This window comes from Escherichia sp. HH41S, from assembly GCF_009820115.1.
In the GTDB taxonomy this organism is placed as follows: domain Bacteria; phylum Pseudomonadota; class Gammaproteobacteria; order Enterobacterales; family Enterobacteriaceae; genus Escherichia; species Escherichia coli_F.
The window spans coordinates 39,146-57,945 of sequence record NZ_VNXE01000053.1 but is presented as its reverse complement, the minus strand read 5'-3'; the positions used below and the strand labels follow the sequence as shown (position 1 = coordinate 57,945).

20 protein-coding genes are annotated in these 18,800 nt (G+C 51.1%); 13 read left to right on the top strand and 7 right to left on the bottom strand.

Annotation, left to right across the window (positions count from 1 at the left end; genetic code table 11):
* Nucleotides 1-37 precede the first annotated feature (37 nt).
* On the bottom strand, nucleotides 38-2,065 hold the full coding sequence (locus FQZ95_RS09115; RefSeq protein WP_160530117.1) for a hypothetical protein: 2,028 nt from the start codon (nucleotides 2,063-2,065) through the stop codon (nucleotides 38-40).
* A gap of 188 nt (nucleotides 2,066-2,253) precedes the next feature.
* On the opposite strand from FQZ95_RS09115, the gene lptM reads away from it, so the two are divergent.
* The 6 genes from lptM to uvrD all read left to right on the top strand — a co-directional run bounded on the left by lptM (nucleotide 2,254) and on the right by uvrD (nucleotide 7,877).
* Complete coding sequence (lptM, locus tag FQZ95_RS09110) at nucleotides 2,254-2,457, top strand: LPS translocon maturation chaperone LptM (RefSeq protein WP_000799889.1); 204 nt, start codon at nucleotides 2,254-2,256, stop codon at nucleotides 2,455-2,457.
* Nucleotides 2,458-2,493: 36 nt separating this feature from the next.
* Entirely contained in the window at nucleotides 2,494-3,318 is an 825-nt protein-coding gene (gene dapF / locus FQZ95_RS09105; protein WP_001160648.1) for a diaminopimelate epimerase, read from the top strand.
* Entirely contained in the window at nucleotides 3,315-4,022 is a 708-nt protein-coding gene (locus FQZ95_RS09100) for a DUF484 domain-containing protein (protein WP_000812785.1), read from the top strand. The genes dapF and FQZ95_RS09100 overlap by 4 nt, the downstream gene beginning before the upstream one ends.
* Nucleotides 4,019-4,915: a tyrosine recombinase XerC gene (gene xerC / locus FQZ95_RS09095; RefSeq protein ID WP_160530116.1), complete on the top strand. Its 897-nt coding sequence runs from the start codon at nucleotides 4,019-4,021 to the stop codon at nucleotides 4,913-4,915. Before FQZ95_RS09100 ends, xerC begins: the two co-directional genes overlap by 4 nt.
* Nucleotides 4,915-5,631: a 5-amino-6-(5-phospho-D-ribitylamino)uracil phosphatase YigB gene (yigB, locus tag FQZ95_RS09090; RefSeq protein ID WP_001213568.1), complete on the top strand. Its 717-nt coding sequence runs from the start codon at nucleotides 4,915-4,917 to the stop codon at nucleotides 5,629-5,631. Before xerC ends, yigB begins: the two co-directional genes overlap by 1 nt.
* Before the next feature lie 83 nt (nucleotides 5,632-5,714).
* On the top strand, nucleotides 5,715-7,877 hold the full coding sequence (gene uvrD, locus FQZ95_RS09085; RefSeq protein ID WP_000383407.1) for a DNA helicase II: 2,163 nt from the start codon (nucleotides 5,715-5,717) through the stop codon (nucleotides 7,875-7,877).
* A 142-nt stretch (nucleotides 7,878-8,019) separates the two neighbouring features.
* Here uvrD and FQZ95_RS09080 read toward each other — a convergent pair whose 3' ends face one another.
* The gene (locus FQZ95_RS09080; protein WP_105277622.1) at nucleotides 8,020-8,784 is read right to left on the bottom strand and encodes a phosphodiester glycosidase family protein; all 765 of its coding nucleotides are present in this window, start codon (nucleotides 8,782-8,784) and stop codon (nucleotides 8,020-8,022) included.
* Nucleotides 8,785-8,945: 161 nt separating this feature from the next.
* Here FQZ95_RS09080 and ysgD point away from each other — a divergent pair, with 161 nt between their 5' ends.
* Entirely contained in the window at nucleotides 8,946-9,002 is a 57-nt protein-coding gene (ysgD, locus tag FQZ95_RS26365) for a YsgD/CorL family protein (protein WP_212723238.1), read from the top strand.
* Between the two features lie 151 nt (nucleotides 9,003-9,153).
* Nucleotides 9,154-10,104: a magnesium/cobalt transporter CorA gene (gene corA, locus FQZ95_RS09075; protein WP_000947159.1), complete on the top strand. Its 951-nt coding sequence runs from the start codon at nucleotides 9,154-9,156 to the stop codon at nucleotides 10,102-10,104.
* Nucleotides 10,105-10,146: 42 nt separating this feature from the next.
* Here the strand turns inward: corA and FQZ95_RS09070 are convergent, their stop codons facing one another.
* The 4 genes from FQZ95_RS09070 to yigI form a co-directional block, all read right to left on the bottom strand.
* Complete coding sequence (locus tag FQZ95_RS09070) at nucleotides 10,147-10,527, bottom strand: DUF2628 domain-containing protein (RefSeq protein ID WP_000032590.1); 381 nt, start codon at nucleotides 10,525-10,527, stop codon at nucleotides 10,147-10,149.
* Nucleotides 10,528-10,540: 13 nt separating this feature from the next.
* Nucleotides 10,541-10,921: a protein YigG gene (gene yigG, locus FQZ95_RS09065; RefSeq protein ID WP_272917195.1), complete on the bottom strand. Its 381-nt coding sequence runs from the start codon at nucleotides 10,919-10,921 to the stop codon at nucleotides 10,541-10,543.
* Between the two features lie 94 nt (nucleotides 10,922-11,015).
* Nucleotides 11,016-11,906 carry an EamA family transporter RarD gene (gene rarD / locus FQZ95_RS09060; protein WP_004025853.1) on the bottom strand — a complete coding sequence of 297 codons (891 nt, stop codon included), beginning with the start codon at nucleotides 11,904-11,906 and terminating at the stop codon, nucleotides 11,016-11,018.
* Between the two features lie 51 nt (nucleotides 11,907-11,957).
* A complete protein-coding gene (gene yigI / locus FQZ95_RS09055) occupies nucleotides 11,958-12,425 on the bottom strand; it encodes an acyl-CoA thioesterase YigI (protein ID WP_001277142.1) in 468 nt (155 codons plus the stop codon).
* 164 nt (nucleotides 12,426-12,589) lie between these two features.
* On the opposite strand from yigI, the gene pldA reads away from it, so the two are divergent.
* The 3 genes from pldA to rhtC all read left to right on the top strand — a co-directional run bounded on the left by pldA (nucleotide 12,590) and on the right by rhtC (nucleotide 16,104).
* On the top strand, nucleotides 12,590-13,459 hold the full coding sequence (gene pldA, locus FQZ95_RS09050; RefSeq protein ID WP_001259701.1) for a phospholipase A: 870 nt from the start codon (nucleotides 12,590-12,592) through the stop codon (nucleotides 13,457-13,459).
* Nucleotides 13,460-13,590: 131 nt separating this feature from the next.
* A complete protein-coding gene (gene recQ, locus FQZ95_RS09045; RefSeq protein ID WP_160530114.1) occupies nucleotides 13,591-15,420 on the top strand; it encodes an ATP-dependent DNA helicase RecQ in 1,830 nt (609 codons plus the stop codon).
* 63 nt (nucleotides 15,421-15,483) lie between these two features.
* On the top strand, nucleotides 15,484-16,104 hold the full coding sequence (gene rhtC, locus FQZ95_RS09040) for a threonine export protein RhtC (RefSeq protein WP_160530113.1): 621 nt from the start codon (nucleotides 15,484-15,486) through the stop codon (nucleotides 16,102-16,104).
* Nucleotides 16,105-16,165: 61 nt separating this feature from the next.
* Here the strand turns inward: rhtC and rhtB are convergent, their stop codons facing one another.
* Nucleotides 16,166-16,786, bottom strand: coding sequence for a homoserine/homoserine lactone efflux protein (gene rhtB, locus FQZ95_RS09035; protein WP_000171696.1), 621 nt, complete (start codon nucleotides 16,784-16,786; stop codon nucleotides 16,166-16,168).
* A 110-nt stretch (nucleotides 16,787-16,896) separates the two neighbouring features.
* Here rhtB and pldB point away from each other — a divergent pair, with 110 nt between their 5' ends.
* Both pldB and yigL read left to right on the top strand, forming a co-directional pair.
* Nucleotides 16,897-17,919, top strand: a complete 1,023-nt coding sequence (gene pldB / locus FQZ95_RS09030; RefSeq protein WP_000487644.1) for a lysophospholipase L2 — start codon at nucleotides 16,897-16,899, stop codon at nucleotides 17,917-17,919.
* A 7-nt stretch (nucleotides 17,920-17,926) separates the two neighbouring features.
* The gene (yigL, locus tag FQZ95_RS09025; RefSeq protein ID WP_160530112.1) at nucleotides 17,927-18,727 is read left to right on the top strand and encodes a sugar/pyridoxal phosphate phosphatase YigL; all 801 of its coding nucleotides are present in this window, start codon (nucleotides 17,927-17,929) and stop codon (nucleotides 18,725-18,727) included.
* Nucleotides 18,728-18,800 lie beyond the last annotated feature (73 nt).

Genomic DNA, 18,800 nt, shown 5'->3' with positions numbered 1-18,800 from the left:
TGTTTTAAGGTGATGGCGGCAGTATAGCGGCATGGTGTCAGGGCTTCAAAGTTTGCCCGTCTGCTGCTGCGTTCCGGCACGATTCCTCCGTCACCGGAATAATAATGTCGCTGTTATGAATTTCACGGACATTCTTTTCTCTGACGTATGTTTTCGCTGGGCAGGGGGAGGGTGTGCGATAAAGCTGATCGTCAATCCAGGTGTAGACATAGCTATCGTCATAAGCAAAGCGCTCCGTTGCTATCAGCGCACCGCTGCTGGTGAATACCTGCACATCCTGTTTTTGTCGGGTACTTTGCAGAAAGTAATGACGCTCCTTGCCCGTATTTATCGGTTTATTTTTGATGGGCAAAGATGACTCCAACTCTATGATTTCGAGCCGATCTTCTCCAAAATGCGAGCGCCTGACGACGTAGAGTTGGTTTTTGTACTGTGCAATACGTTCGGTAATCAGATGAAACTTTTTTGGATCAATGCCTTCCAGGTAATGCCACTCACTCCATTGCAGGTCGGGTGAAAGCGCTTTTCGCCAGCCTACTCCCGATTTATTTACGATAAATGAAGATTCATTGTCCCCATCTTCGTATGCCTTGGCGGGTTTTAAAGAGGATGTGTGCTTGATGCCAGTGGGAGTAAATGAGCCATCTTTCATTATCTCACCGTCCAACTGGCTAAGGCTGACGTTCAGCCAGTCGTCTTTAGCGGCTTTGATACGTGCCGCTTTGGGATATTGCGTAGGGTAACGCCAAAGCTGCGCACCATCGAATGCATAAACGTAACGATCGTCGCGAGCAAACCATTTTTTGTAATGCGGGTTATTGCCACGGTGTGCATCTGCTTCATTCGGCACACGGTAGTCCAGCAGTATCAGTGGGCCAACGGATTCAAACACCTGTAAACCGTCTTTCTCATGTCCGTCCCAATTTGTTGATCGGGTGATTAAATAGCCATGATGCCTTCCGGCATTAAAACGTTTATTGATGATCAGATTCGGGTTATCCAGGGTGATTATCTCCAACTGATTTTCACCGAAGGGGGTCTTACTGATTGCATACAACTTGTCCTGATACTGCGCCACGATGTCACTGATCGGGTGAAACTGCTCCGGGTCGAGACTGGGTAATTCTTCCTGCTCACAATCTGGCCCCTTGCGCCAGAACACCTTTTTTTCTAACAGCGTAAAGTTGTCACATTGCCGGGATATATCTTCATTCCTTGCCAAACGAACCTGATCAATGACTTTACGATGCTCGCCGTGTTTATCACGCCAGCTAAACAGGGTGCCGGGCATCCAGCGAACGACAGAAAAATTGTCCGGATCGGCATCCAGTTGCTCTCCATTGATCAGCAACTTTGTTCGTGTGCGGGTAAGCATATCCCACGGGCCAAAGGGGTAGGCAATGCAGGGAAAAAACGTTGAAGCGAATTTCCCTTGTTGACCCCAGGATTTTTGCGCGATCACGGAAAAACTCTCTGGGTTATCAAAACGGTGCCCATCGATATAAAGAAAATGCGCGTCACGTAGCACCAATCCCAGCCGATCAGGCATCCAACGGCTACCTAATCCTACTTTGCGCAGCGTTTTTTCATCGACGCGTTGCTTGCCGCCATTTTCATCTGTCCGTTGGCCTTTGTAATAAATGCTGTTTTTATCGACGGCAAAATCGCCCCATGAATGGAACGAGGCTACATCGACCGGTGGATAACCAGATGGATTTTGTACAATCTTGCCCGCATAAATAACAAAACGGCCATCGCTAAAGTAAGCATAATTTGGATACCAGGCCCATGCGCCCTGATCAATATAATCGGTGGTAAGGTCGTTTAACGGCGGTTCTTTTTCCCCATCGTCCTGGGTGTCAGGAACAATGAATAAATCAGGTAAACGACGCAGTCGCTGGTAATTTACTTCCGGTAACGAAAGATTTGTCTCTTCATTAGGGCGCAGGTATACCACGCCTTTTCCCTGTTTCTGGTAAATATTATGATCAGGTTCACCGAGCGAGCATCCCCACGCTGACGGAACTAAAAAAGACAACAAACAAACCACATTGCGATAGTGCATAAAGCCATCCTGGCGCGAGGTGCCGATCACGAAACTATCAGCAAAACATAAATCCCCACGTGTAAGCGTTATACTCGCAGCAATTCCTCATTTTTCAGACTTCATAAAGAGTCGCTAAACGCTTGCTTTTACGTCTTCTCCTGCGATGATAGAAAGCAGAAAGCGATGAACTTTACAGGCAATCCATAATGAAAAACGTGTTTAAGGCACTCACTGTATTACTTACTCTCTTCAGCCTGACGGGCTGCGGTCTGAAAGGTCCGCTCTATTTCCCGCCTGCAGATAAAAACGCACCGCCACCGACCAAACCGGTAGAGACGCAAACGCAATCCACGGTGCCGGATAAAAACGACCGCGCCACTGGCGATGGCCCATCCCAGGTGAATTACTAAAAGTCAGTTTCTGTACCCGCGTGATTGGAGTAAATGATGCAGTTCTCGAAAATGCATGGCCTTGGCAACGATTTTATGGTCGTCGACGCGGTAACGCAGAATGTCTTTTTTTCACCAGAACTGATTCGTCGCCTGGCGGATCGGCACCTGGGGATAGGGTTTGACCAACTGCTGGTGGTTGAGCCACCGTATGATCCGGAACTGGATTTTCACTATCGCATTTTCAATGCTGATGGCAGTGAAGTGGCGCAGTGCGGCAACGGCGCACGCTGCTTTGCCCGTTTTGTGCGTCTGAAAGGGCTGACCAATAAGCGCGATATCCGCGTCAGTACTGCCAACGGGCGGATGGTTCTGACCGTCACCGATGACGATCTGGTGCGCGTAAATATGGGCGAACCCAACTTCGAACCTTCTGCCGTGCCATTTCGCGCTAACAAAGCGGAAAAGACCTATATTATGCGCGCCGCCGAGCAGACAATCTTATGCGGCGTGGTGTCGATGGGAAATCCGCACTGCGTGATTCAGGTTGATGATGTCGATACTGCAGCGGTAGAAACGCTTGGTCCTGTTCTGGAAAGCCACGAACGTTTTCCGGAGCGCGCCAATATCGGTTTTATGCAAGTGGTTAAGCGCGAGCATATTCGTTTACGCGTTTATGAGCGTGGGGCAGGAGAAACCCAGGCCTGCGGCAGCGGTGCGTGTGCGGCGGTGGCGGTAGGGATTCAGCAAGGTTTGCTGGCCGAAGAAGTACGCGTGGAACTCCCCGGCGGTCGTCTTGATATCGCCTGGAAAGGTCCGGGTCACCCGTTATATATGACTGGCCCGGCGGTACATGTCTACGACGGATTTATTCATCTATGAAGCAACCAGGGGAAGAACTACAGGAAACACTCACGGAGCTAGATGACCGGGCGGTTGTCGATTATCTGATTAAAAATCCTGAGTTTTTTATCCGCAATGCGCGCGCAGTAGAAGCGATACGTGTGCCGCATCCGGTACGCGGCACCGTTTCGTTGGTCGAGTGGCACATGGCCCGCGCACGTCATCATATTCATGTTCTGGAAGAGAACATGGCGCTGTTGATGGAACAGGCTATCGCCAACGAAGGCTTGTTCTATCGCTTACTTTACCTGCAGCGTAGTCTCACCGCCGCCAGCAGTCTCGACGATATGCTGATGCGTTTTCACCGCTGGGCGCGCGATCTCGGCCTGGCAGGTGCGAGTCTGCGCCTGTTTCCGGATCGCTGGCGCTTAGGTGCGCCGTCGAACCACACTCATCTCGCATTAAGCCGTCAGTCTTTCGAACCGCTGCGTATTCAGCGTCTGGGGCAGGAACAGCACTATCTTGGGCCGCTTAACGGTCCGGAGCTGCTGGTGGTGCTACCGGAAGCGAAAGCGGTGGGATCGGTGGCGATGTCGATGCTGGGAAGCGATGCTGATTTGGGTGTCGTGCTGTTCACCAGCCGCGATGCCAGTCACTATCAACAAGGGCAGGGAACGCAGTTACTTCATGAAATTGCGCTGATGTTGCCGGAGCTTCTGGAGCGTTGGATTGAACGCGTATGACCGATTTACACACCGATGTAGAACGCTACCTACGTTATCTGAGCGTGGAGCGTCAGCTTAGCCCGATAACCCTGCTTAACTACCAGCGCCAACTTGAGGCGATCATCAATTTTGCCAGCGAAAACGGCCTGCAAAGCTGGCAGCAATGTGATGCGGCGATGGTGCGTAATTTTGCTGTACGCAGTCGCCGTAAAGGGCTGGGCGCGGCAAGCCTCGCATTACGCCTCTCTGCGCTACGTAGCTTTTTTGACTGGTTGGTCAGCCAGAACGAACTTAAAGCCAACCCGGCGAAAGGTGTTTCGGCACCGAAAGCGCCGCGTCATCTGCCGAAAAATATCGACGTCGATGATATAAATCGGCTGCTGGATATTGATATCAACGATCCCCTCGCCGTGCGCGATCGGGCAATGCTGGAAGTGATGTACGGCGCGGGTCTACGTCTTTCCGAACTGGTGGGGCTCGATATCAAACACCTCGACCTGGAGTCCGGTGAAGTGTGGGTGATAGGGAAAGGCAGCAAAGAGCGCCGCCTGCCGATTGGTCGCAACGCCGTGGCGTGGATTGAGCACTGGCTTGATTTGCGTGACCTGTTTGGAAGCGAAGACGATGCGCTTTTCCTGTCGAAACTGGGCAAGCGCATCTCCGCGCGTAATGTGCAGAAACGTTTTGCCGAATGGGGCATAAAACAAGGGCTGAATAATCACGTTCACCCGCATAAATTACGTCACTCGTTCGCTACGCATATGCTGGAGTCGAGCGGTGATCTTCGTGGTGTACAGGAGCTGCTGGGTCATGCCAACCTTTCTACCACGCAAATCTATACTCATCTTGATTTTCAACACCTTGCCTCGGTGTACGATGCGGCGCATCCACGCGCCAAACGGGGGAAATAATGCGTTTTTACCGGCCTTTGGGGCGCATCTCGGCGCTCACCTTTGACCTGGATGATACCCTTTACGATAACCGTCCGGTGATTTTGCGCACTGAGCAGGAGGCGCTTACCTTTGTGCAAAATTACCATCCGGCGCTGCGCAGCTTCCAGAATGAAGATCTGCAACGTCTGCGTCAGGCGGTACGGGAAGCGGAACCCGAGATTTATCATGATGTGACGCGCTGGCGTTTTCGCTCAATAGAACAAGCGATGCTCGACGCCGGGCTGAGCGCAGAAGAAGCCAGTGCAGGCGCACACGCGGCAATGATCAACTTTGCCAAATGGCGTAGCCGGATCGACGTTCCGCAGCAAACGCACGACACCTTAAAACAGCTGGCGAAGAAATGGCCGCTGGTGGCGATCACCAACGGTAACGCCCAGCCGGAGCTGTTTGGTTTGGGGGATTATTTTGAGTTTGTGCTGCGTGCTGGCCCGCACGGGCGCTCAAAACCGTTCAGCGATATGTACTTCCTGGCGGCGGAAAAACTCAACGTGCCGATCAGCGAGATCTTACATGTCGGGGACGATCTCACCACTGACGTGGGTGGGGCAATTCGCAGCGGAATGCAGGCCTGTTGGATCAGACCGGAAAATGGCGATCTGATGCAAACCTGGGACAGCCGTTTACTCCCGCATCTGGAAATTTCCCGGTTGGCATCTCTGACCTCGCTGATATAATCAGCAAATCTGTATATATACCCAGCTTTTTGGCGGAGGGCGTTGCGCTTCTCCGCCCAACCTATTTTTACGCGGCGGTGCCAATGGACGTTTCTTACCTGCTCGACAGCCTTAATGACAAACAGCGCGAAGCGGTGGCCGCGCCACGCAGCAACCTTCTGGTGCTGGCGGGCGCGGGCAGTGGTAAGACGCGCGTACTGGTGCATCGTATCGCCTGGCTGATGAGCGTGGAAAACTGCTCGCCGTACTCGATTATGGCGGTGACATTTACCAACAAAGCGGCGGCGGAAATGCGCCATCGTATCGGGCAACTGATGGGTACCAGCCAGGGCGGTATGTGGGTCGGCACTTTCCACGGGCTGGCACACCGTCTGCTGCGTGCGCACCATATGGACGCCAACCTGCCGCAGGATTTCCAGATCCTCGACAGCGAAGACCAGCTGCGCCTGCTTAAGCGTCTGATCAAAGCCATGAACCTCGACGAGAAGCAGTGGCCGCCGCGCCAGGCAATGTGGTACATCAACAGCCAGAAAGATGAAGGGCTGCGTCCGCATCATATTCAAAGCTACGGTAATCCGGTGGAGCAGACCTGGCAGAAGGTGTACCAGGCGTATCAGGAAGCGTGCGACCGCGCGGGCCTGGTAGACTTCGCTGAACTACTGCTACGCGCCCACGAACTGTGGCTTAACAAGCCGCATATCCTGCAACACTACCGCGAACGTTTTACCAATATCCTGGTGGACGAATTCCAGGATACCAACAACATTCAGTATGCGTGGATCCGCCTGCTGGCGGGCGATACTGGCAAAGTGATGATCGTTGGCGATGACGACCAGTCAATCTACGGCTGGCGTGGGGCGCAGGTAGAGAATATTCAGCGTTTCCTCAATGATTTCCCCGGTGCCGAAACCATTCGTCTGGAGCAAAACTACCGCTCTACCAGCAATATCCTGAGCGCGGCGAACGCCCTGATTGAAAACAACAACGGGCGTTTGGGTAAAAAGTTGTGGACCGATGGCGCGGACGGTGAGCCGATTTCCCTCTATTGCGCTTTTAACGAACTCGACGAAGCGCGTTTTGTGGTTAACCGTATCAAGACCTGGCAGGATAACGGCGGGGCGCTCGCCGAGTGCGCCATTCTCTACCGCAGCAACGCCCAGTCGCGTGTACTGGAAGAGGCGTTATTACAAGCCAGTATGCCGTACCGTATTTATGGCGGGATGCGCTTCTTCGAACGCCAGGAAATCAAAGATGCGCTCTCGTATCTGCGCCTGATTGCCAACCGTAACGACGACGCGGCCTTTGAGCGTGTGGTCAATACGCCAACGCGGGGTATTGGTGACCGGACGCTGGACGTGGTACGTCAGACATCGCGCGATCGCCAGTTAACACTCTGGCAGGCATGTCGTGAACTGTTGCAGGAAAAAGCCCTCGCCGGACGTGCTGCCAGCGCTTTGCAACGGTTTATGGAACTGATCGACGCCTTAGCGCAAGAAACTGCCGATATGCCGCTGCATGTACAGACTGATCGGGTAATTAAAGACTCCGGCCTGCGCACCATGTACGAGCAGGAGAAGGGCGAAAAAGGCCAGACGCGTATCGAAAACTTAGAGGAACTGGTGACGGCAACGCGCCAGTTCAGCTACAACGAAGAAGACGAAGATTTAATGCCGCTGCAGGCGTTCCTCTCCCATGCGGCACTGGAAGCAGGTGAAGGGCAGGCGGATACCTGGCAGGATGCGGTACAGCTGATGACGCTACACTCGGCGAAAGGTCTGGAATTCCCGCAGGTGTTTATCGTCGGTATGGAAGAGGGCATGTTCCCAAGCCAGATGTCGCTGGATGAAGGCGGACGTCTGGAAGAAGAACGCCGTCTGGCCTACGTTGGCGTAACCCGCGCGATGCAGAAACTGACGCTGACCTACGCGGAAACCCGGCGTCTGTATGGCAAAGAGGTTTACCATCGCCCGTCGCGTTTTATTGGCGAGTTGCCGGAAGAGTGTGTGGAAGAGGTGCGCCTGCGCGCTACGGTAAGCCGTCCTGTCAGCCATCAGCGGATGGGTACGCCGATGGTTGAGAACGACAGCGGTTACAAACTCGGCCAGCGCGTACGGCACGCCAAGTTTGGTGAAGGGACTATCGTCAATATGGAAGGCAGCGGCGAACATAGTCGTTTGCAGGTGGCATTCCAGGGCCAGGGTATTAAATGGCTGGTGGCGGCTTACGCCCGGCTGGAGACGGTATAACGTTGCCGGATGCGGTGCTGCGCACCTTATCCGGCCTACAAAATCATGTAGATTCAATAAATTGCAATGTCATATAGGCCGGGTAAGGCGTTTACGCCGCATCCGGCATCTGCACCATATTCAGTGACACAAAACGGTTGTTTTAACTTTTCTGCTCGACGGAAATCATGGTAACAAAAGGATAGCGTTGCCACGGGATTGCCCCGCCTTTCACATACATATGTGAAATCGTGCCATCAAGATAAAGCAGTTGCTCAACGTTCAGTTTCGTTTTGGCATAACAGGCAAAATCATAAAAATTTGTCACCTGCTGGCTCAACAAAAACACGGCGTTCCCTTGTTTATTAATCCCAACACCGTTACGAATTTTGCGTGAGGCGACGTTGGGATGAATACGCGGATTAATGACGCCGTTTTCCATCAACATTGGCCCTGACTGCACCGCGAACTGAATCTCTTTACTGGTTTTAAAGGCATCCAGACGAACGATGCCGACTTTATCTCCCGCGACATAAAACACACCGCCAGGACGGATAAAGAAATGCCCTTCACCTGAAGCGAGATTTAACGCCACCTTCTGCTGACCGTTTTCGATGTACAAACCGAGCGGCGCATAGCTTTCATCATATATGCTGCCGTTCATCGCCATTTGCACCTGACCCTGGCTATTAATATCCGTCAGCAGCGCATGTAACGTTTCCCACGCTTCGCCATTGGCTTTTTGCCAGTACATTTTCACCCGCTCTGTTTGAGGATTAACGGTATACGCCTGTACGGTCAGTGTCGGATCTGATAGTGCGCAATCATCAGCGGCAACAGCAAACAAGGGAAGTAAGGTGAGGGCGAGAAAAATCCGTTTGAGATTCAAGGTGATCATTCCTTTACCAATGAGTAGCCGATGCGCCATTATAGGTCCTGGATGTGGGATTTTTTTATCCTGTTAGCGACCTTGACGAGTACCAAAAAGCGCGAAGTTCAACTATTGTTCTGTGGTGTTCTGTTGCGTGTTGACGGCAAAATTTTGCTGGCGTAACATGCGCGCACGATCACTCTAAGAGGACATTCGCCTTGGACACACCCAGTAGATACTGGCTCATTATCCTGTCATCCAGGATCAACTCCTAAGGCTATCCCTTTTTGCTGATAGCCTTAGCGGTTGTCAGCGACCTCAATTTTTCCCGTCGCGCTGAGTCAGGCTGTTTAATGGTCTGAAACCCAATTTGTTTCTGTGTGCCCACCGAACTGTCCGATATTTTAAGCATTGGGAGTCCCGGTCATGCTGAGCGCATTTCAACTGGAAAATAACCGACTGACCCGGCTGGAAGTCGAAGAGTCACAACCCCTTGTAAATGCAGTATGGATTGATCTTGTCGAACCGGACGACGACGAGCGACTGCGCGTACAATCTGAACTTGGCCAGAGCCTGGCAACCCGCCCGGAACTGGAAGACATCGAAGCATCGGCACGTTTCTTTGAAGACGATGACGGCCTGCATATTCACTCCTTCTTCTTTTTTGAAGATGCGGAAGATCACGCCGGTAACTCCACTGTGGCATTTACCATCCGTGATGGTCGTCTGTTTACTCTGCGTGAGCGTGAACTGCCCGCTTTTCGTCTGTATCGTATGCGTGCCCGTAGCCAGTCAATGGTGGACGGTAACGCCTACGAGCTGCTGTTGGATCTGTTCGAAACCAAAATCGAACAGCTGGCAGATGAAATTGAAAATATCTATAGCGACCTGGAGCAGTTGAGCCGGGTAATTATGGAAGGGCATCAGGGCGATGAGTACGACGAAGCACTCTCCACACTGGCGGAGCTGGAAGATATCGGCTGGAAAGTTCGCCTGTGTCTTATGGATACCCAGCGTGCGCTCAATTTCCTGGTGCGTAAAGCGCGTTTACCGGGTGGACAACTGGAACAGGCGCGTGAAATCCTGCGAGATATCGAATCCCTGCTGCCGCATAACGAATCCCTGTTCCAGAAGGTGAACTTCCTGATGCAGGCGGCGATGGGCTTTATCAACATCGAGCAGAACCGCATCATCAAAATCTTCTCGGTGGTATCCGTGGTGTTCCTGCCACCGACGCTGGTCGCTTCCAGCTACGGGATGAACTTTGAGTTTATGCCGGAACTGAAGTGGAGCTTCGGCTACCCAGGCGCGATTATCTTTATGATCCTCGCGGGCCTGGCACCGTATCTGTACTTTAAACGGAAGAACTGGTTGTAAAAAACGAGAGTGGTGGTTTAGCCCGGCTAAGCCACCAGTTATTCAAAGGCTCCAGGTATTTAACCCTTTTACCTCTTTCTCATAAAACCATTTGTTCGTGTTAACAGCAACATAGGCTGCTACGGCAATTCCCAAAATGTTAACGCCAATTAGTGCACCAACAAATAGAGATAGAATGCAAAGTAATAGAACTATAATTGCTTTTTTCCATAAACCCAGAACAAATAGATAGATCCAGGAACAGAAGAAAGCAATGAAATTAATTTGAATAGTTAATCGTTGTCTTACTTTTAATGCTTTAAATGCTGCTTTATATTCTGGTGTTGCCCCCCAGAATCCAGGAAAGCCATGTTGATCATAAAAACTAAAGCGATATTTCCATTTTTCACTTAATGAACCATCGTTCATATATTCCTTACTCATAAATACTCCATAACTATTGTTTTGATGAATCAGTAGGTGCAAGCATTAGCATACTGAAAGTAGAAAAATAACAAATCAAAAAAATCATCGAACCATTGCCTGAACAATCAAAATGTTCGGCTATCATTGTGATGATAGAGATGATATATACTGCTAATGTACCAAAAACATAAGTTTTTAGATATATGAAACCACTATCACGGAGTCGTTGGCAATTCATGTTGATGACGAGATAATGGAGTGCGATGGTAGAGACAATAACAAGAAAACCTGCGTCCCCATCGTTAAAAAAGATAATAAGAAAGGCAAAAATGAAATTTATTAAAATAAATGAAAATATATAACGACGTCTGGAAATCTTACCGTTAGATGTTGGGATAAATATACGCAACATAAATTTTACATCCTTGTGTGAGTCTCCTGTCAGCATGACAATATGCCCACTCTCATGCAAGAGCAGGCATATTTTTTCAGAATATATTTATTTTTTATTTGGACGTTCTACGCTGCGTATAAATCGCATCCATCACAAAAATTGCCAGCGCCACCCAAATAAAGGCGAAGGTCACCATCTTATCGGCACCCGGTTTTTCACCATAAAACGTCACAGCCAGCAGGAACATCAGCGTCGGGCCAATGTACTGGAAAAAGCCTAATGTTGAGAGTCGTAAGCGTGTCGCAGCCGCAGTAAAACACAACAGTGGAACGGTGGTGACAATACCGGCGGCGATCAGCAGTAAATTCAGCGACATCGGATTTTGCCCCATATGGCTGGTTGAGCTGTCGGCAATAGCAAACAGATAAATCGCCGCGACGGGCAGCAGCCACATAGTTTCGATTAACATTCCGGTTTGCGCTTCAACGGCAATTTTCTTGCGTACCAGGCCGTAGAAGGCAAAACTAAACGCCAGCCCCAGCGCGATGATTGGCAGCGAACCAAAAGTCCAGAGCTGGACCAATACACCACATATCGCCAGAATCACCGCCAGCCATTGCATCCGGCGGAATCGCTCGCCGAGGAAAATCATCCCCAGCACAATGTTCACCAGCGGGTTAATAAAGTAACCAAGGCTCGCTTCCAGCATATGGTGATTGTTCACCGCCCAGATAAACAGTAGCCAGTTGCCACCAATCAGCACGGCAGAGACTGCCAGCATAAAAATTTTCTGTGGTGTCTGAATCAGCGTTTTTAAATAGGACCACTGGCGGCAAATGCTCATCAGCACCACCATAAAGAAAAACGACCAGATCACGCGATGCGTCAGGATCTCATCGGCGGGCACGTAGTAAATCAGCTTGAAGTACGCTGGCGCAATACCCCAAATAAAATAAGCGGCAAGAGCGAGTAATACGCCCTGCCGCGTTTGTTTGGTGTCCATTGGCAAAACTCATTTTTTATGGGTAAAAGCAGTTTACCTGCTTTTACGTTATCAACCTACCATATAGGTGGCGGTGGCACTGGCTATATAAAGCTGTTCTTCATTGTGTAATTCAACGCGGGCGACGGCGACTTTATTGCCCGCACGCAACAGACTACTGGTAGCAGTAAAACGCTCACCCCTGCCTGGGCGCAGATAATCGACGCGAAGATCAATGGTCCCCATTCGCGATAGCCGCTGGCGTAGTTCATCTTCACTGATGGTTTCGTGGCGGGTTAAGGTACTTCCCACGCACACCAGACCTGCGGCGACATCCAGCGCCGACGCAATGACCCCGCCGTGCAAAATGCTTTGCGCCCAGTTACCCACCATCATTGGCTGATTTTTAAAGGCCAGCTGTGCGAACTCTTTTTCGTAACGCTCCAGTTCCATCCCTAACGCACGGTTAAATGGCATGTGATAAACAAACATCTCACCCACTAATTTCAGGGCTTGTTCAGCGGTCAGTACGGCAGACATATCATCCTTACACTTCATTGGTTAATGAAATGTTGATTTTATGCTTCTTTTTTGTTGGTTTCTACTTTAGGAAGGGATAACTAACGGCAAAGGAGTTAAGTATGTAAAATAGCCCGCAGAAAAATATTCATCTAATCAATAATTCGTTACGGAGAACACGACCGATGCGGACTCTGCAGGGCTGGTTGTTGCCGGTGTTTATGTTGCCAATGGCAGTGTATGCGCAAGAGGCAACGGTAAAAGAGGTGCATGACGCGCCTGCGGTGCGTGGCAGTATTATTGCGAATATGCTGCAGGAGCATGACAATCCTTTCACGCTCTATCCTTATGACACCAACTACCTCATCTACACCCAAACCAGCGATCTGAACAAAGAAGCGATCGCCAGTTATGACTGGGCGGAAAACGCGCGTAAGGATGAAGTGAAATTCCAGTTGAGCCTGGCATTTCCGCTGTGGCGCGGAATATTGGGGCCAAATTCGGTGTTGGGAGCTTCTTACACGCAAAAATCCTGGTGGCAACTGTCCAATAGCGAAGAGTCTTCACCGTTTCGTGAAACCAACTACGAACCGCAATTGTTCCTTGGTTTTGCCACAGATTACCGCTTTGCTGGCTGGACGCTGCGCGATGTGGAGATGGGTTATAACCACGACTCTAACGGGCGTTCAGACCCGACTTCCCGCAGCTGGAACCGCCTTTATACCCGTCTGATGGCAGAAAACGGTAACTGGCTGGTAGAGGTGAAGCCGTGGTATGTGGTGGGGAATACTGACGATAACCCAGATATCACCAAATATATGGGTTACTACCAGCTTAAAATCGGCTATCACCTGGGTGATGCGGTGCTGAGTGCGAAAGGACAGTACAACTGGAACACCGGTTACGGCGGCGCGGAGTTAGGCTTAAGTTACCCGATCACCAGGCATGTGCGCCTTTATACCCAGGTTTACAGCGGTTATGGCGAATCGCTCATCGACTATAACTTTAACCAGACCCGTGTGGGTGTGGGGGTTATGCTGAACGACTTGTTCTAATGTGAGTTGATTGAAAGGCAAAACTGGAATCCAGCATCCAGGATTACCCTCTCAGAGACTAAAAGCATTGCAGTTTCTCGCGCAGGCGCTGAAAATAGCGCCTGTTTTTATTTCAGGCAATCGGGGTTAATGTGGCGCAGGCGGAAGTGTTGAATCTGGAGTCCGGAGCTAAACAGGTTTTACAAGAAACCTTTGGCTACCAACAGTTTCGCCCCGGCCAGGAAGAGATTATCGACACCGTACTTTCCGGTCGCGATTGCCTGGTCGTCATGCCCACTGGTGGCGGAAAATCCCTTTGCTATCAAATTCCTGCCTTACTGCTAAACGGTCTTACCGTGGTTGTTTCACCACTGATTTCGTTGATGAAAGATCAGGTGGATCAGCTACAGGCCAACGGCGTGGCGGCGGCGTGCCTTAACTCGACGCAAACCCGCGAGCAGCAGCTTGAAGTAATGACAGGCTGCTGCACCGGGCAAATCCGCCTGCTGTATATCGCGCCGGAACGCCTGATGCTGGATAACTTCCTTGAGCATCTGGCGCACTGGAATCCAGTGTTATTAGCCGTTGATGAAGCGCACTGTATCTCCCAATGGGGCCACGATTTCCGCCCGGAATACGCCGCGCTCGGTCAGCTGCGTCAGCGTTTTCCTACTCTGCCGTTTATGGCGCTAACCGCCACCGCCGACGACACCACGCGGCAGGATATCGTGCGCCTGCTGGGGCTGAACGATCCGCTGATTCAAATCAGCAGTTTTGATCGCCCGAACATTCGCTACATGCTGATGGAGAAATTCAAACCGCTCGATCAGTTGATGCGCTACGTGCAGGAACAACGCGGTAAGTCGGGGATTATTTACTGTAATAGTCGTGCGAAAGTAGAAGACACCGCCGCGCGTCTGCAAAGCAAGGGTATCAGCGCAGCGGCTTATCACGCCGGGCTTGAAAACGATGTCCGTGCGGACGTGCAGGAAAAATTCCAGCGTGATGACCTGCAAATTGTGGTGGCGACGGTAGCGTTCGGCATGGGCATCAACAAGCCTAACGTCCGCTTCGTGGTTCACTTTGATATTCCACGCAATATCGAATCCTATTATCAGGAAACCGGTCGCGCCGGGCGTGATGGCCTGCCCGCGGAAGCGATGCTGTTTTACGATCCGGCTGATATGGCGTGGCTGCGCCGTTGTCTGGAAGAGAAGCCGCAGGGGCAGTTGCAGGATATCGAACGTCATAAACTCAATGCGATGGGCGCGTTTGCCGAAGCACAAACTTGCCGTCGTCTGGTGCTGCTGAACTATTTTGGCGAAGGGCGGCAGGAGCCGTGCGGGAACTGCGATATCTGCCTCGATCCGCCGAAACAGTACGATGGTTCAACCGATGCACAGATTGCCCTTTCCACCATTGGTCGGGTGAATCAGCGTTTTGGTATGGGTTATGTGGTGGAAGTGATTCGCGGTGCTAATAATCAGCGTATCCGCGACTATGGTCATGACAAACTGAAAGTCTATGGCATGGGCCGTGATAAAAGCCATGAACATTGGGTCAGCGTGATCCGCCAGCTGATTCATCTCGGCCTTGTGACGCAAAATATCGCCCAGCATTCGGCATTACAACTGACAGAAGCCGCACGGCCTGTGTTGCGCGGCGAATCCTCTTTACAACTTGCCGTGCCGCGTATTGTGGCGCTCAAACCGAAAGCGATGCAGAAATCGTTCGGTGGCAATTACGATCGCAAACTGTTCGCCAAATTACGCAAACTGCGTAAATCCATTGCTGATGAAAGTAATGTCCCGCCGTATGTGGTGTTTAACGACGCGACCTTGATTGAGATGGCGGAACAGATGCCAATCACTGCCAGCGAAATGCTCAGTGTTAACGGCGTTGGGATGCGCAAGCTGGAACGCTTTGGCAAACCGTTTATGGCGCTGATTCGTGCGCATGTCGATGGCGATGACGAAGAGTAGTCAGCAGCATAAAAAAGTGCCAGGATGAAGACTCCGTAAACGATTTCCCCGCGAGTCAATTGTATGTTGATGTTATTCCTCACCGTCGCCATGGTTCATATCGTGGCGCTTATGAGCCCCGGTCCCGATTTCTTCTTTGTTTCTCAGACCGCTGTCAGTCGTTCGCGTAAAGAGGCGATGATGGGCGTGCTGGGCATTACCTGCGGCGTAATGGTTTGGGCGGGAATCGCGTTGCTTGGCCTGCATTTGATTATCGAAAAAATGGCCTGGCTGCATACGCTGATTATGGTGGGCGGTGGCCTGTATCTTTGCTGGATGGGTTACCAGATGCTGCGTGGCGCGCTGAAAAAAGAGACTGTTTCTGCGCCTGCGCCACAGGTCGAGCTGGCGAAAAGCGGGCGTAGTTTCCTCAAAGGATTACTGACTAATCTCGCCAATCCGAAAGCGATTATCTACTTTGGTTCGGTATTCTCATTGTTTGTTGGTGAGAACGTCGGCACCACTGAGCGCTGGGGCATTTTCGCGTTGATTATTGTCGAAACGCTGGCGTGGTTTACGGTGGTTGCCAGCCTGTTTGCTCTACCGCAAATGCGCCGTGGTTATCAACGTCTGGCGAAGTGGATTGATGGTTTTGCCGGGGCGTTATTTGCCGGATTTGGCATTCATTTGATTATTTCTCGTTGATGCCAAACGCTTCATCAGAGTAAGTCGGATAAGGCGTTTACGCCGCATCCGACATTATTTTTCACGCATGCCTCGCCGATGCCAACAACGCTCCTACCAGCATAAACAGCGAGCCAAAAATCTTATTCAATGCCTTCATCTGTTTTGGCCCTTTTATCCATAATGCGATCCGTTGGGCGAGGGTGGCGTAACCGATCATCACAATAATATCGACCACAATAGTGGTGACGCCGAGCACGATATACTGCATCAGTTGTGGCTGTTGCGGCATGATGAATTGCGGAAATAACGCCGCCAGAAACACAATACTTTTGGGATTGGTGAGATTCACAAAAACTGCGCGCTGGAACAAATGTCGGCGTGATTGGGTTGAGGCCAGCGATTTAAGATCAATTGCGCCAGCAGCACGCCACTGCTGGATACCCAGCCAAATCAAATAAGCTGCTCCTGCCCACTTCAACACTTCAAACGCAATCACTGAGCGGGAGAATAGCGTACCCAACCCCACACCAACCAGCACAATATGAATCGCCAGTCCGGTCTGAAGCCCAGCAATAGACGCCATCGCACCACGATAACCGTGGTTGAGCGAGGTGGTCATGGTGTTGATTGCACCAGAGCCTGGCGACAGGCTTAAAATGATCGATGTCAGCAGGTAGGCAAACCACCATTCTAAGGTCATGATGAACTCCCGGTGTGTCTATTTTTGTGCCACAATACGCTACTGTCGAAGCGTTGTGTCAGGCACGCTTAAAAAAACGATTTTACGTGGTTTAAGAGGCAGATTACCCGATGTTTCAGCAGCAAAAAGACTGGGAAACAAGAGAAAACGCGTTTGCTGCTTTTACCATGGGACCGCTGACTGATTTCTGGCGTCAGCGTGATGAAGCAGAGTTTACTGGTGTAGATGACATTCCGGTGCGCTTTGTCCGTTTTCGCGCACAGCACCATGACCGGGTGATAGTCATCTGCCCGGGGCGTATTGAGAGCTACGTAAAATATGCGGAACTGGCCTACGACCTGTTCCATTTGGGGTTTGATGTCTTAATCATCGACCATCGCGGGCAGGGACGTTCCGGTCGCCTGTTAGCCGATCCGCATCTTGGGCATGTTAATCGCTTTAATGATTATGTTGATGATCTGGCGGCATTCTGGCAACAGGAGGTCCAGCCCGGTCCGTGGCGTAAGCGCTATATACTGGCACATTCGATGGGCGGTGCGATCTCCACGTTATTTCTGCAACGCCATCCAGGTGTATGTGACGCCATTGCGCTAACTGCGCCAATGTTTGGGATCGTGATTCGTATGCCGTCATTTATGGCGCGGCAGATCCTTAACTGGGCCGAAGCGCATCCACGTTTCCGTGATGGCTATGCAATAGGCACCGGGCGCTGGCGCGCGTTGCCGTTTGCTATCAACGTACTGACCCACAGCAGACAGCGATATCGACGTAACTTACGCTTCTATGCTGATGACCCAACGATTCGCGTCGGTGGGCCGACCTACCATTGGGTACGCGAAAGTATTCTGGCTGGCGAACAGGTGTTAGCCGGTGCGGGTGATGACGCCACGCCAACGCTTCTCTTGCAGGCTGAAGAGGAACGCGTGGTGGATAACCGCATGCACGACCGTTTTTGTGAACTCCGCACCGCTGCGGGCCATCCTGTCGAAGGGGGACGACCGCTGGTAATTAAAGGTGCGTACCATGAGATCCTTTTTGAAAAGGACGCAATGCGCTCAGTCGCGCTCCACGCCATTGTTGATTTTTTCAACAGGCATAACTCACCCAGCGGAAACCGCTCTACAGAGGTTTAAATTTCTTATGTACCAGGTTGTTGCGTCTGATTTAGATGGCACGTTACTTTCTCCCGACCATACGTTATCCCCTTACGCCAAAGAAACTCTGAAGCTGCTCACCGCGCGCGGCATTAACTTTGTGTTTGCGACCGGTCGCCACCACGTTGATGTAGGGCAAATTCGCGATAATCTGGAGATTAAGTCTTACATGATTACCTCCAATGGCGCGCGCGTTCACGATCTGGATGGCAATCTGATTTTTTCTCATAACCTGGATCGCGACATTGCCAGCGACCTGTTTGGCGTGGTCAACGACAACCCGGACATCATTACTAACGTTTATCGCGACGACGAATGGTTTATGAATCGCCACCGCCCGGAAGAGATGCGCTTTTTTAAAGAAGCGGTGTTGAAATATGCGCTGTATGAGCCAGGATTACTGGAGCCGGAAGGCGTCAGCAAAGTGTTCTTCACCTGCGATTCCCATGAGCAACTGCTGCCGCTGGAGCAGGCAATCAACGCTCGTTGGGGCGATCGCGTCAACGTCAGCTTCTCTACCCTAACTTGTCTGGAAGTGATGGCGGGTGGCGTTTCAAAAGGCCATGCCCTGGAAGCGGTAGCGAAGAAACTGGGCTATAGTCTGAAAGATTGTATTGCCTTTGGTGACGGGATGAACGACGCCGAAATGCTGTCGATGGCAGGTAAAGGCTGCATTATGGGCAGTGCGCACCAGCGTCTGAAAGATCTGCATCCAGAGCTGGAAGTGATTGGTACTAACGCCGAAGACGCGGTGCCGCATTATCTGCGTAAACTCTATTTATCGTAATCGTTCTTTATTTAGTCAGTTGTCAACCTGATACTTCGCTACAATGGATACTCGTTAATCAAAGAGTTTTCCA